A 13,870-nucleotide genomic window follows, 5' to 3' on the forward strand; every position below is an offset into this window, starting at 1 on the left:
CCCCATGAAGCTTGATCGCTATGATCTGAAGATCCTCGAGATCCTTTCCAGGGACGGTCGTATCACCAAGTCGAAGCTGGCCGAGGCCATCAACCTTTCGGTCAGCCCATGCTGGGAGCGCGTTCGGCGCCTGGAGAAGGCCGGCGTCATCGAAGGCTATGGCGCTCGCCTCAATACCGATGTGCTGGTCAAGCGCACTCCCGTCTGGGTACAGATCGAACTCAAGGCTCACAACGCCGAAAGCTTCGCCCGCTTCGAGGCCCTGGTGCATGACACCCCGGAAGTGACCGAGTGCGTGGCCGTCGGCGGCGGCCTCGATTATCTGGTCAGGATCGAGGCGGATACCATCGACACCTACCAGCGCTTGATCGACGACTGGCTGACCTCGGATGTCGGCATCGAGCGCTACTTCACCTACATCGTCACCAAGACCGTCAAGCGCCCCGCGGATGGCTTCACCATGGACGATTTCGCATCGAGTCGAGCGTGACCGGTCTGGCGTGTCTTCTGCGTTGATTCGCTTCGCCGCCCATGGGCATAAGCTGAAGGAAGAGGAGGCGACGTCCCGCCATTGACGGGTGACCCCACCGGCATGACGGGAAAAGAGCCGCTGGCCGAGGGTCTGAGCCCTGTGGCTTGTCTGAAAAGTCGGTGCGCGAAGACCAGAGCCCGGGCTCGCGCTCGGCGGGCCAGCGCATTTCCCTGCATCCAGCGGGGGCACAGGGCAAGAATCCGTGTACAAGCGGAGAGTGCGAGTGTCAATGAGTAGCTTGAGCTGATGCTTAACGCCGTATGGTCGAGCGCAGGCAATTTCCGGACAAGGCCTGGTGATTCGAGATCACCTGACGCAGAGGGAATGACATGTCCTACTTCACGATTGCCGGTGTCCAGATGCATGCCCTGCATCATGGCGACAATACCGAGGCCATGCGCCACCGCATCGATGTCCTGATGGGCCGTTTCCCGCAGGTGCAGATGGTGCTGTTCAGCGAGTTGATGCCGATGGGGGCCTCACCACATCACGCCCGGCCGTTGTCCAGTCCGGCCGAGGCGCTGTTCTGCCAGCTGGCCGAGCAATACCGGATCTGGTTGATTCCCGGTTCGATGTTCGAGCAATGCGAGGATGGCATCTACAACACCTTGTCGGTCATCAACCCCCATGGCCAGGTGGTGGCTCGCTACCGCAAGATGTTTCCCTTCCGTCCCTACGAGGCCGGCGTGGAGAGCGGCAGCGAGTTCATCACCTTCGACGTGCCCAACGTCGGACGCTTCGGGGTGTCGATCTGCTATGACATGTGGTTCCCGGAAACGACCCGCACTCTGGCGTCCATGGGAGCCGAGGTGATCCTGCACCCGACCATGACTGACACCATCGACCGCGACATCGAACTGGCCATTGCGCGAACCAACGCGGCGGTCAACCAATGTTACTTCTTCGACATCAACGGCGCCGGCGCTCTCGGCAACGGCCGCTCCATCGTGGTGGGGCCCTCGGGTGATGTCATCCATCAGGCCGGCACTGGTGAAGAGATCATGCCCATCGAGGTCGATCTGAGTCGTGTGCGTCGCGAGCGCGAGACTGGCCTGCGTGGACTCGGTCAACCGCTCAAGAGCTTCCGTGACCGCCGTGTCGATTTCTTGCTATACCGCAATGAAGGTGGCTCCTCCCCCTTCCTGGATTCACTGGGGCCGCTCGCCAAGCCGCAACGTACCAATATCGAGGAGGGATGATTCGACCCGGACGGGCGCCTGGGCATTTCTGCAATGCGATCCCACCGAAAGAGGACTTGCCATGTTTGCTGGAATCCTTGATGTCTTGCGACGCCTGTTCGCTCCATCCACGGCCGCCGGTACCGCCGACGCCACCGATTCCGACCGGCTCGTCCCCGCTGCCGAAGCGGCGGAGGGCGAGGCTTCCGTCGATAACCAGGGGGCAACCACAATGAGCAAAATAACAAGCATTGCCGACGTCCGTCGTCATTTCCTCGGCAACAAGCGACCGGTGTATTTCATATCGGCCACCAACTTCAATCTGCTGGGAATCGGCGACTGGGTCGGAAACTTCCGCCATATCAACTATATCGACTGCTTCGATCGACGCCAGCGCAACGTCTTCGTACCCCGCGAGAAATTCCCCCGCGACTTCGAGGGCATCGAGGACATCAACAACTACCTGCTCGAACACAAGGAAGTGATCGACTTCATCCAATCCCGAGCCCAGGGTGATGACGCCGGTATCGCCGCCTTCCTGATGTTCGATGAACATACCGAGGAGATCTGTGAGCAGCTGGGGCTCAAGGTTGCCTTCCCGCCGGCCGAACTGCGTCAGCGGATGGACAACAAGATCGAGACGGTGCGCATCGGCAACAAGGCCGGCGTTCCCAGCGTGCCCAATGTGCTGGCCAGGGTGGGCAGTTACCAGGAACTCTGCGACGTCAGCCGCGAGCTTGGTGATGACCTGGTGGTGCAGACCGCCTTCGGCGACTCGGGGCATACCACCTTCTTCATCGCCAGCGAGGACGACTACTACAAGCATGCCGAAGAGATCGAGGCCGAACCCGAGGTCAAGATCATGAAGCGCATCGACTGCCGCGGCTCGGCCATAGAGGCCTGTTCCACCCGTTGCGGGACCGTGGTGGGGCCCTTGATGACCGAACTGGTCGGGTTCAAGTCGCTGACGCCCTACAAGGGGGGGTGGTGCGGCAACGAGATGTTCTCCGGGGCCTTCAGTCAGGCGGTGCGCGACAAGGCGCGGGAATATACCTTCAGGTTCGGCGAGGCGCTGCGCGATGAAGGCTATCATGGCTACTTCGAGCTCGACTTCCTGATCGACATGGCAACCCAGGAGGTCTATCTCGGCGAGCTCAATCCTCGCGTCACCGGGGCGAGTTCGCTGACTAACGTGGCAGCCTTCGCTCACTCCGACATTCCGCTGTTCCTGTTCCACCTGCTGGAGTTCTCGGGTCTCGACTTCGACCTCGATATCGACGAGATCAATGAGCGCTGGTCGCATCCCGACAGTGTCGACAGCTGGAGCCAACTGGTCATCAAGCATACCGACGAAAATGTCGACTTGCTCACTGCCGCGCCGGCCTCCGGAGTGTGGCGGATGGAAGAGGACGGCAGCGTCGTCTACGACCACTACGACTCCCACCCTCATGCCGCCGAAAACGAGAGAGAGGCCTTCTTCCTGCGCATCAGCGGTGAAGGGGACTTTCGCTATGAAGGGGCCGATCTGGGGATTCTGATCACGCGTGGGCGACTGATGGATGATGACTTCCAGCTCACCGAACGAGCCCGTGCCTGGATCGATGGCATCCGTGGCCAGTTCGCCGGCCAGCCGCTCCAGGATCCGGTCGTGGAGGAAGTCGCTGTCAGCCATGCCATCGGCGGCGGCAACTTCAAGATCCTATGAGCGGGAGATACCACGCTGATCTGCCCCCGGGAAGGTCGTTCGGGGACGGCGCGCCCAAGGTGCTGGACTTTCATACCGTACGGGAGAAGGTGCCCGGGCGAAGGTGGAAGTCGCTGTTCGACTACCACTGGCCGGCTTACGAGCAGTGGTACTTGAGCGAGGGCGAGCGTGAGCGTCCGGGCTACCTAGCCTGCTACAACGCTCTGCGCCGCCATATGCCCGAGCTGATGGATACCTATCGGACCCTGTGTGAACTGGCAGGTGGCGGAGACCTCAGTTCGCGGCTGCTGAGTCTTTATCGGCCGCCGGCCTATATCACCGGCTGCTCGCAGGCGGTGCTGACCCGGTCGTCCACCACCCTGCTGGCGCGCAACTATGATTATCCGCCGGAGCTGTGTGAGGGCACCATCCTCTACAGCCACTGGAACGAGCGACGGGTGATGGCCATGTCTGACTGCCTGTGGGGGGTGCTGGATGGCATGAACGATGCCGGTCTGGCGGTCTCCCTGGCGTTCGGTGGACGCAAGGCGGTGGGTGATGGCTTCGGGGCGCCGATCATCCTGCGCTATATCCTGGAGTTCTGTGACAACGTGCCCCAGGCTGCCGAGGTGCTGGCTCGGGTGCCGACCCACATGGCCTATAACATCACCGTTGCCGACAGCGCGGGGCGCTATGTGACGGCGATGATCGCCCCGGACCAGCGTGCCAGCATCCGTCGTGTGCCGGTGGCCACCAACCATCAGAAGAGAATCGAGTGGTACGCCCATGCCCTGGCATCGGAGACGCTGATTCGCGAGCGTCAGCTGTCGATCCTGGTGGATGACGAGACGACCAGCGAAGCGCGCTTCGTGTCCGCCTTCGCCGCGCCGCCGCTGTTCCGCCATGACTATGCGCGTGGTCTGGGCACCATCTATACCGCAATCTATCGTCCGGTCGACGGCCGAGCCGAATTTCACTGGCCGGGTCTTGGTCTGGACCTGACGTTCGATGACTTTCCCGAAGAGCGTATCACCGTGCGCTATGGTGCGCGGGGGCTCTATACGGGCTGAGAGGGTGTTTACAAAAGCCACGAGCGACGGCAAGACAAGGCGAAATCATCCGAAAGAGCGGAGTTTACGAGCTGGTAAATGAGCATCTTGAGGCTGACTTCAACGCCGTATGGCCGAGCGCAGTAGTTTGTAAACACCCTCTGAACGGGTGCAGAACAAGAGCCAGAAGGGGGTCGCCATGCACGAGAGCAGCCATACCGAAACGCCCTATACCGCCCTGGGCTTCTACCACAAGATTTCCCAACTGCGTGCCGATACCTGGAACGCGCTGAAGCGAGACCTGGGCCAGCTGATCAAGCTGGATGCCGCCGACCAACGTGCCCGGAACCTGATCAAGGCCATAGACGTCAAGCTGACTCGCCTGGAGATCATAGAGGACTACCACGCTTTTCCCTCCAAGGAGGATTTCCGTCACCTCTGGTCGCTGTTCGACCGAGAGGAATATCTGCTGCTGGAGAGGGTGGTCAAACGGTTGGTTCGGGCGTTGATCAGCGAGTCCTACCGGCGACGCCACGTCGATCTCAGCGAGACCGACGCCGATGCGGAAGATCTCGAGACCCTCGATGCCCTCAATCAGCTCAGGCGCGGCCATCCGGCCTCCAACAGCTCGGCGCAGCCCTACTTTGAGCTGCTGATCGTCGATAACCTCTCGGCACAGGAGGAAGAAGTCGTTCGCGAGGCCTTTCACAACCTGCGTCGACCAGAAGACCGTTTTGTCTATGACGTGGTCACGGTGCGCAGCTTCGAGGATGCGTTGATCGCGGTGCTGGTCAACCCCAATATCCAGGCCTGTCTGATCCGCTACGAGTTCCCCTACAAGTCGAAGTACAACCTGAGCGCCCTGCGCAACTACCTGGAGGGGCTCTCCGAGCAGGAGCTGGAGAATCAGTCCGAGGCCGAGCGCAGCATCCTGCTCAGTTCGATGATCCACGAGCTGCGCCCCGAGATCGACCAGTTCCTGGTCACCAGCGGCGACGTGGAGGCTACGGCGAGTCGCGACATCCGCTACTTCAATCGCATCTTCTACCGCGAGACCGACTATATCGAGCAGCACCACACCATCCTGCGTGCCATCGACAATCGCTACCAGACGCCCTTCTTCGATGCCTTGCGCGAGTACAGCAGGAAGCCCACCGGGGTCTTTCACGCCATGCCCATCTCACGGGGCAAGTCGGTGACCCGCTCTCACTGGGCGGGCCACATGATCGACTTCTACGGCATCAATATCTTCCTGGCCGAGACCTCGGCGACCTCCGGCGGGCTCGACTCACTGCTGCAGCCCTATGGACCCATCAAGAAGGCGCAGGAGTACGCCGCTCGAGCCTTCGGTGCTCGACAGAGTTTCTTCGTCACCAACGGCACTTCCACGGCCAACAAGATAGTGGTGCAGGCACTGATCAAGCCCCGTGACATCGTGCTGATCGACCGTGATTGCCACAAGTCGCACCACTACGGAATGGTGCTGGCCGGTGCCCATGTCAGCTACCTGGATTCCTATCCGCTCGATGATTATTCCATGTACGGGGCCGTGCCGTTGCGGGAGATCAAGAAGACCCTTCTTGCCTACAAGCGAGCCGGTGAGCTCGACAAGGTCAAGATGCTGTTGCTCACCAACTGCACCTTCGACGGGGTGGTGTACAACGTTCGCCGGGTGATGGAGGAGTGCCTGGCGATCAAGCCCGACCTGGTGTTCCTGTGGGACGAGGCATGGTTCGCCTTTGCCGGCTTCAACCCGACCTACCGCCCGCGCACCGCCATGCACACGGCGCGGACCCTGCGCGATCGCTATCGCAGCGAGGCCTACCATGAGGAGTACGCTGCCTGGAAGGCCGAGTTCGATCGGCTCGATCCGGATGACGACGCTACCTGGCTCGACCGGCGGTTGTTGCCTGACCCTGACCTGGTGCGTATTCGTACCTATGCGACCCACTCGACCCACAAGACGCTGACCTCGTTGCGCCAGGGATCGATGATTCACGTCTGGGATCAGGACTTCCGCCAGAAGGTTGAGGCGCCGTTTCATGAGGCGTACATGACCCACACCTCGACGTCGCCCAACTATCAGATCGTTGCCTCGCTCGACGTGGGGCGCATGCAGGCCGAGATGGAGGGTTTCGAGTTGGTGCATGCCCAGGTCGAGGCGGCGCTCACCCTGCGCGAGCAGCTTTACACTCACCCGTTGCTGCAGAAGTATTTCCGAGTGCTGAAGAACGCCGACATGGTGCCCGCGGCATATCGCGAATCAGGGGTCGAGTCCTACTATGACCCGGTGACCGGCTGGAATCAGATGGAAGAGGCCTGGGCGCGCGACGAGTTCGTGGTCGATCCCAGCCGCGTGACCATCGCCATCGGCGCTACCGGGGTGGATGGTGATGCCTTCAAGAACGAATACCTGATGAACAAGTACGGTATTCAGATCAACAAGACCTCGCGCAACACCGTGTTGTTCATGACCAACATTGGTACGTCTCGCGGTGCTATCGCCTATCTGCTCGATGTGTTGATCAAACTGGCCAAGGAGTTCGAGTATCGCTGGGAGGAAAGCAGCCGTCCCGAACGCAAGATCATCGAGCATCGCGTGCACTCCTTGACCCAGGAGTTACCGCCGCTTCCCGATTTCAGCCGTTTCCATGACGCCTTCCGGCAGTGTTCCGAGACGCCCCAGGGGGACATTCGTTGCGCCTATTTCCTGGCCTATGACGAGGAAAATACCGAATATCTGCGCTTCGACAACGGGGCGCTGCAGGCGCAGATGCGTGCCGGGCGCGACGTGGTCTCGGCGAGCTTCGTGATTCCTTACCCTCCTGGCTTTCCGGTGCTGGTGCCGGGTCAGGTGATCAGCGAAGGCATCCTGCACTTTCTTCAGGCGTTGGACGTCACCGAGATCCATGGCTATCGTCCAGAGCTCGGTCTGCTGGTGTTCACCGAAGCGGCGCTGGTCGATCCCGCGGCGGCCTGAGGCGTGTCTTTGCCCGACCGAGGGTGTCCGGGCGAGCGCACAGAAAAAACACCAAGTCAGTCGCACGGGAAAAAAAATCCTCATGCTCCCGGCGCCTTGCTTCGAAAAGTCCTGAGCCCTCACCTCCCTTACCATGGAGGCATCACGCGGCCATCGCCGCGGTTGTCTTCATGGTCGGCGTCGCAAGGACGTCGGCGTGTCAGGGGAGGTGCCTATGACGCTGTCCAACCAACTCAGCGATCTGCGACTGTTCCGTCAGTACGCCTACATCGACGGCAAGTGGACTCACGGCGATGCCGGCCGTGAGGAGGCCGTCTTCGATCCTGCTACCGGCGAGGCCCTCGGCCATATCCCGGTGCTGGAAGCCGAGCAGATCCGGGGCGCGGTGGACGCCGCCGAAGCGGCATTCGTGCAGTGGCGCGCACTGCGCGCCGACGAGCGCTGCGAGCGCCTGCTGGCGTGGTATGACCTGCTGCAGGCCAACCGCGAGGACCTGGCGACCATCATGACCCTGGAGCAGGGCAAGCCGTTGCCCGATGCCCGTGGCGAGGTCGAGTACGGAGCCAGCTTCGTGCGCTGGTTCGCCGAGGAAGGCAAGCGTACCTTCGGTGACACCATTCCCAGCCATATTCCCAACGCCGCGCTGGGTACCCTCAAGGAACCGGTGGGCATCGCCGCGCTGATCACCCCCTGGAACTTCCCGCTGGCGATGATCACCCGCAAGGCCGCCGCCGCCATGGCCGCCGGCTGTCCGGTGATCGTTAAGCCGGCCCACGAGACGCCCTATTCGGCGCTGGCCCTGGCCGAACTGGCCGAGCGTGCCGGTATCCCCGCCGGGGTGTTCAACGTGGTGCTGGGCGATGCCCCCGAGGTGTCGAAGCTGCTGTGCGATGACGAGCGCATCAAGGCGCTGTCCTTCACCGGCTCCACCCGGGTCGGCCGGCTGCTGATCGAACAGTGCGCACACACCGTCAAGCGCGTCTCGCTCGAGCTCGGCGGCAATGCGCCCTTCATCGTGGGGCCGGACATGGACCCGCGAGAAGCTGCCTTCGCGGCGGTGGCGGCCAAGTTCCAGACCGCCGGCCAGGACTGCCTGGCGGCCAACCGCATTCTGGTCCACGAGTCGATCCACGACGAGTTCGTGGCACAGTTCGCTGAACGCATGGCGGCGCTGACCGTGGGCAACGGCCTGGAAAGCGAGGTCGATCTCGGCCCGCTGATCCACGGCCAGGCGGTGGAAAAGGCCTCGTCCATCGTTGACGACGCTGTCTCTCGTGGCGCCACCCTGGTGGCGGGCGACCAGCGCGAGGCGCCCGGCCCGAACTTCTTCATGCCGACCCTGCTCACCGGCGTGACCCCGGATATGCAAGTGTGGTGCGAGGAGAACTTCGCGCCGGTGGCGGGCATCACCGCCTACCGCGACGACGACGAGGTCATCGAGATGGCCAACGACACCGAGTACGGCCTGGCGGCCTACGTCTACACCCACGACATCCGTCGCATCTGGAAGCTGCTGCGGGCGCTGGAGTACGGCATGGTCTCGGTGAACTCGGTGAAGATGACCGGCCCGCCGGTACCCTTCGGCGGCGTCAAGCAGTCCGGCCTGGGCCGCGAGGGCGGCGTGACCGGTATCGATGAATATCTCGAAACGAAGTATTACTGCCTGGGAGCCCTGGGGTCGGTTTCTGGGAGCTAGCCTGGCTACGAGCTACGAGCTACGAGCTACGAGCTACGAGCTACGAGCTACGAGCTACCCCTCCCCCTCTCCGACGTCTGAGGAGTGGGGTTGACCTTCGTAGCTCGCCGCTCGGTACTCGTGGCTTCCGACGTCCGGCGCTGCACCAATATCATTCAAGGAGAAACGCATGACCACGCACAAGGATCTGATCGACCGCGATCGCAAGGTGACCTTCCACGCCTCCACGCACCTGCGCGACTTCGCCCATGGTGATGCGCCGGGCCGCGTGATCACCGGTGGCAAGGGCATCAAGATCGTCGACAAGGACGGCCGCGAATTCATCGATGGCTTTGCCGGCCTGTACTGCGTCAACATCGGCTATGGCCGCAGCGAGGTCGCCGAGGCGATCTACCAGCAGGCCCTGGAGATGTCCTACTACCATACTTATGTGGGCCACTCCAACGAGCCGCAGATCGCGCTTTCCGAGAAGATCCTCGAGCTGGCCGGCCCCGGCATGTCCAAGGTCTACTACGGCATGTCCGGCAGCGATGCCAACGAGACCCAGCTCAAGATCGTGCGCTACTACAACAACGTGCTCGGTCGGCCGCACAAGAAGAAGGTCATCTCGCGCATGCGTGGCTATCATGGCTCCGGCATCGCCTCCGGCTCGCTGACCGGCCTGAAGGCGTTCCACGATCACTTCGACCTGCCGATCGAGACGATTCGCCATACCGAGGCGCCGTACTATTATCATCGTGCCGCCGAGCAGGAAGGCATGACCGAGCGCGAGTTCTCCAAGCATTGTGCCGCCAAGCTGGAGGAGATGATCCTGGCCGAAGGGCCGGACACCGTGGCCGCCTTCATCGGCGAGCCGGTGCTCGGCACCGGCGGCATCGTGCCGCCGCCCGAAGGTTACTGGGACGAGATCCAGGCGGTGCTGGCCAAGTACGACGTGCTGCTGATCGCCGACGAAGTGGTGTGCGGCTTTGGTCGCACGGGCAGCGATTTCGGCAGCCATCACTACGGCATCAAGCCGGACCTGATCACCGTGGCCAAGGGCCTGACCAGCGCTTACCAGCCGCTGTCCGGGGTGATCGTCGGCGACCGTGTCTGGGACGTGCTGGAGCAGGGTACCGGCGAATATGGCCCGATCGGTCACGGCTGGACCTATTCCGGTCACGCGCTGGGCTGTGCCGCCGGGCTGGCCAACCTGGCGATCATCGAGCGCGAGGGCCTCACCGCCAACGCCGCCGAGACCGGCGCCTACCTGCAGGAGCGCATGCAAGCGGCCTTCGCCGACCATCCGGTCGTCGGCCAGGTGCGTGGTGTGGGGATGATGGCCGCGCTGGAGTTCTCCGCTGACCCGGCGGTGCGTCGTCACTTCGATCCGTCCCTCAAGGTCGGGCCGCGCATGTCTGCCGCCGCCCTCGAGGAAGACTTGATCGCGCGTGCCATGCCGCAGGGCGACATTCTCGGCTTCGCGCCGCCGCTGACCACCACGCGCGAGGAAGTCGACGAGATCGTCGCGCGCACCGAGCGGGCAGTGAACAAGGTGACCGATGCACTGACCCGGGAAGGCGCCATCCAGGCCGCCTAGATCGTGTACGGGACATCGACGATAGCGTGATGACATTCGCCGCGGGGCTCCCTGCGGCGAATGTCGTTGTTGTGGACGTCAATGATGGATCCTACCGTCGCATGATGCGAGAAAGGGGAGGTGAGATGTCGACACCATCGCATGGCGTGACCCTGGCCGAGATCTATGCGGCGCGTCGACGCATCGCCGGGCAGGCGGTGCGCACGCCACTGGTGCGTTCCGAGGTTCTGTCGCGACGCTTCGATGCCGAGATTCTGCTCAAGCTGGAGACTCTGCAGCCCACCGGTGCCTTCAAGCTGCGTGGCGTCACCAACATGATCGCGGCCATGCTGGAACGCAATGGTCGCGAGGCCCTGGCGGCGGGCGTGACCACCGCATCCACCGGCAATCACGGTCGAGCGGTGGCCCACGCCGCTTCACGGCTCGGTGTGCCGGCGGTGGTCTGTCTATCGAGGCGGGTGCCCGACAACAAGGTTGCGGCTATCGAGGCCCTGGGTGCCGAAGCTCGGCGCGTCGGCGATAGCCAGGACGAGGCCTTCGGCGAGGTCGAGCGGCTGGTGGCCGAACACGGCATGGTGGCGATTCCCCCTTTCGACGACCCCTTGATCGCCGCCGGCCAGGGCACCATCGGCGTGGAGCTGATGGAGGATGTGCCGGACCTCGATCGCGTGCTGGTAGGGCTTTCCGGTGGCGGCCTGCTGGGGGGGATCGGTGCCGCCCTCAAGGCGATCCGCCCATCGCTGGAAGTGGCCGGCGTGAGCCTGTCGCAAGGCGCGGCCATGCATGACAGCCTGCTGGCCGGCTATCCGGTGGCGGTCGAGGAAATCGACAGCCTCGGCGACTCCCTGGGCGGCGGAATCGGGCTGGACAATCGATGTACCTTCGCGCTGGTGCGTGAGGTCATGGACTCGCACTGGCGTGTCTCGGAACGCGCCATTGCCACGGCCATGGTCGATTTGCTCGAGTACGAGAAAGTCCTCGTCGAAGGTGCCGCCGCCGTGGGGCTGGCGGCCCTGAACGAGCACGATCTGGACGTGCGGGGGCGCAAGGTGGCACTGGTGCTCTCCGGCAACGGCGTTTCGTTGGAAACGCTTGATCGCGCCCGTTCCCTGGCGGGACGATGAATGTCGAGCTTCGAGCTTCGAGCTTCGAGCTTCGAGCTTCGAGCTTCGAGCTTCGAGCGACGAGCGACGAGCGACGAGCGACGAGCGACGAGCGACGAGCAGGGAGCTTCCGCTCTGGAGGCGGTTTGCCGGGGTTCGGATCTCGTATCTCGCTGCTCGTATGCTTTGGGTTTCGCGCTTGTGAGGAGGTTTTCCATGCAGCTTTACGATCGCGCTGCCATCGAGTGCGCTGTCGGCGTCGACCGCGAGGCCCTGGCGGCGGTGGAAGCCGGTTTCGCCGCCCTGGGGCGGGGTGAGGTGGTTCAGCCGCCCATCCTTTCCATGGCCATCGAAGAGGCCAACGGCGAGGTCGACGTCAAGACGGCGCACATTCGCGGCGCCGAACGCTTCGCCATCAAGGTCAGCCCGGGGTTCTTCGACAACCCCGGGCTCGGGCTGCCGAGTCTCAATGGCCTGATGATGGTGTTTTCTGCCAGGACCGGGCTGGTGGAGGCGGTGCTATTCGATGAAGGCTATCTGACCATGATCCGGACGGCCCTGGCCGGTGCCATTGCCGCGAAGCATCTGGCGAGGGAGAACAGCCATCGCGTCGCCGTGCTGGGTGCCGGTGAACAGGCCGAGCGGCAGGTGGAGGCGTTGCGGCTGGTGCGTGACATCCGCGTCGTCGATGTCTGGGCACGTCGTCGGGAAGCCGCCGAGTCGTATGCCGAAACGCTGCGCGGTCGCGGTCTGGAGGTCAATGTGCACGAGGAGGTTCCGGCGGCCTGCGAGCGGGCCGACATCATCGTCACCGCCACGCCGTCCCGGGAGCCGCTGTTGCAGGCTCGGGACTTGCCGGATGGCGTGCATGTCACCGCCATGGGCTCGGACAGTCCCCACAAGCGTGAGCTGGATGTCGCCCTGCTGACCCGCGCTGATGCCTTCGTCTGCGATACTCGGGCCCAGAGCGAGGTCAACGGCGAGCTCAAGGCGTTTGCCGGACGGGAGACACCCTTCAAGGTTCACGAGCTGGGGCAGGTGGTCTCGGCCCGCGAGATGCTGCGGTTGTCGGATGCCACCATCACGGTCTGCGATCTCACCGGTACCGGCGTGCAGGATACCGCCATCGCCGATTATGCGCTGTCCCGGCTGTCCTAATGTCCTGTATCAAAAGTTTGGCGGTAGAACTCTGGCCGCTCCTCGCCATAGCGTTGTTATGTCTCGTCATGGCGCCTTGGCTGACGGTCCAATGCGCTTGCCATCGTCTTCAACGAACTTCCGCAACAGGACACTAGCCGTTGGTGGACAAGGCATGGCAATCTTGAAGCGGGAGACGTTTGCCGCCCCCTTGTCGAGGAGACCGCAATGAGCCGACGCGTACTGGCCTTCGATGTCTATGGCACCCTGATCGATACGCATGGCGTGGTCGACGAACTGCAGGCGCGCCTGGGCGAGCCGTCCATGGCCGGGGAGTTCTCGCGACGCTGGCGCGACAAGCAGCTGGAGTACAGCTTTCGACGGGGACTGATGGGCGCCTACGTGGATTTCTCGCGTTGCACCCGGGAGGCCCTGGCGTTCACCGATCGGTTGCTGGGTGCCGGCCTGTCCGAGACCGACAAGGAACACCTGATGGGCGCCTATGCCGGCCTGCCGGCCTTTGCCGATGCCCAGGCGGCGCTGGCTCGTCTCGCCGAGACCGATATCACCTGCGTGGCCTTTTCCAATGGTGGTCGGGAAGCCGTGGCCGGGTTGCTCGAAGGCGCCGGTCTTGGCGAATATTTCGCCGATATCGTCAGCGTCGAGGAGGTCAGGCGCTTCAAGCCGGATCCGGCAGTCTATGCCCACTTGCGTCAGCGCCTCGAGGTCGAGCCCGGTGATACCTGGCTGATTTCCAGCAATGCCTTCGATGTCATCGGCGCCCGCCACGCTGGACTGCATGCCGCCTGGGTCCGGCGCAGCCCCGAGGCGCCCTTCGATCCCTGGGGCATCGATCCCGATATCACGGTGTCCGATCTCGAGGGGCTGGCCGACTACCTGGACTAGGAGCCTGTCGGACTTAACGCTGATCT

At 63.0% G+C, this 13,870-nt stretch carries 10 protein-coding genes; all 10 read left to right on the forward strand.

What is annotated here, in order from left to right; translation table 11 throughout:
- Positions 1-4 precede the first annotated feature (4 nt).
- The 10 genes from RSO41_RS07645 (at position 5) to RSO41_RS07690 (ending at position 13,844) form a co-directional block, all read left to right on the forward strand.
- Positions 5-490: an Lrp/AsnC family transcriptional regulator gene (locus RSO41_RS07645; RefSeq protein ID WP_315618500.1), complete on the forward strand. Its 486-nt coding sequence runs from the start codon at positions 5-7 to the stop codon at positions 488-490.
- Positions 491-861: 371 nt separating this feature from the next.
- Positions 862-1,731: a carbon-nitrogen hydrolase family protein gene (locus RSO41_RS07650; protein ID WP_315618501.1), complete on the forward strand. Its 870-nt coding sequence runs from the start codon at positions 862-864 to the stop codon at positions 1,729-1,731.
- Between the two features lie 61 nt (positions 1,732-1,792).
- Positions 1,793-3,415 carry a biotin carboxylase gene (locus RSO41_RS07655; protein ID WP_315618502.1) on the forward strand — a complete coding sequence of 541 codons (1,623 nt, stop codon included), beginning with the start codon at positions 1,793-1,795 and terminating at the stop codon, positions 3,413-3,415.
- 59 nt (positions 3,416-3,474) lie between these two features.
- A complete protein-coding gene (locus RSO41_RS07660; RefSeq protein WP_315618503.1) occupies positions 3,475-4,464 on the forward strand; it encodes a C45 family peptidase in 990 nt (329 codons plus the stop codon).
- A gap of 178 nt (positions 4,465-4,642) precedes the next feature.
- Complete coding sequence (locus RSO41_RS07665) at positions 4,643-7,423, forward strand: ornithine decarboxylase (protein WP_315618505.1); 2,781 nt, start codon at positions 4,643-4,645, stop codon at positions 7,421-7,423.
- Positions 7,424-7,637: 214 nt separating this feature from the next.
- Complete coding sequence (locus tag RSO41_RS07670) at positions 7,638-9,119, forward strand: NAD-dependent succinate-semialdehyde dehydrogenase (RefSeq protein WP_315618506.1); 1,482 nt, start codon at positions 7,638-7,640, stop codon at positions 9,117-9,119.
- A 169-nt stretch (positions 9,120-9,288) separates the two neighbouring features.
- A complete protein-coding gene (locus RSO41_RS07675) occupies positions 9,289-10,698 on the forward strand; it encodes an aspartate aminotransferase family protein (protein WP_315618507.1) in 1,410 nt (469 codons plus the stop codon).
- Positions 10,699-10,823: 125 nt separating this feature from the next.
- Positions 10,824-11,822 (forward strand): hydroxyectoine utilization dehydratase EutB, encoded by a 999-nt coding sequence (gene eutB / locus RSO41_RS07680; RefSeq protein WP_315618509.1) that lies wholly within the window; start codon positions 10,824-10,826, stop codon positions 11,820-11,822.
- A gap of 195 nt (positions 11,823-12,017) precedes the next feature.
- A complete protein-coding gene (locus tag RSO41_RS07685) occupies positions 12,018-12,959 on the forward strand; it encodes a cyclodeaminase (RefSeq protein WP_315618511.1) in 942 nt (313 codons plus the stop codon).
- Positions 12,960-13,166: 207 nt separating this feature from the next.
- Positions 13,167-13,844 (forward strand): haloacid dehalogenase type II, encoded by a 678-nt coding sequence (locus RSO41_RS07690; protein ID WP_315618512.1) that lies wholly within the window; start codon positions 13,167-13,169, stop codon positions 13,842-13,844.
- Positions 13,845-13,870: the final 26 nt, after the last annotated feature.

The organism is Halomonas sp. I1, from assembly GCF_032334135.1.
Taxonomy (GTDB): Bacteria; Pseudomonadota; Gammaproteobacteria; order Pseudomonadales; family Halomonadaceae; genus Halomonas.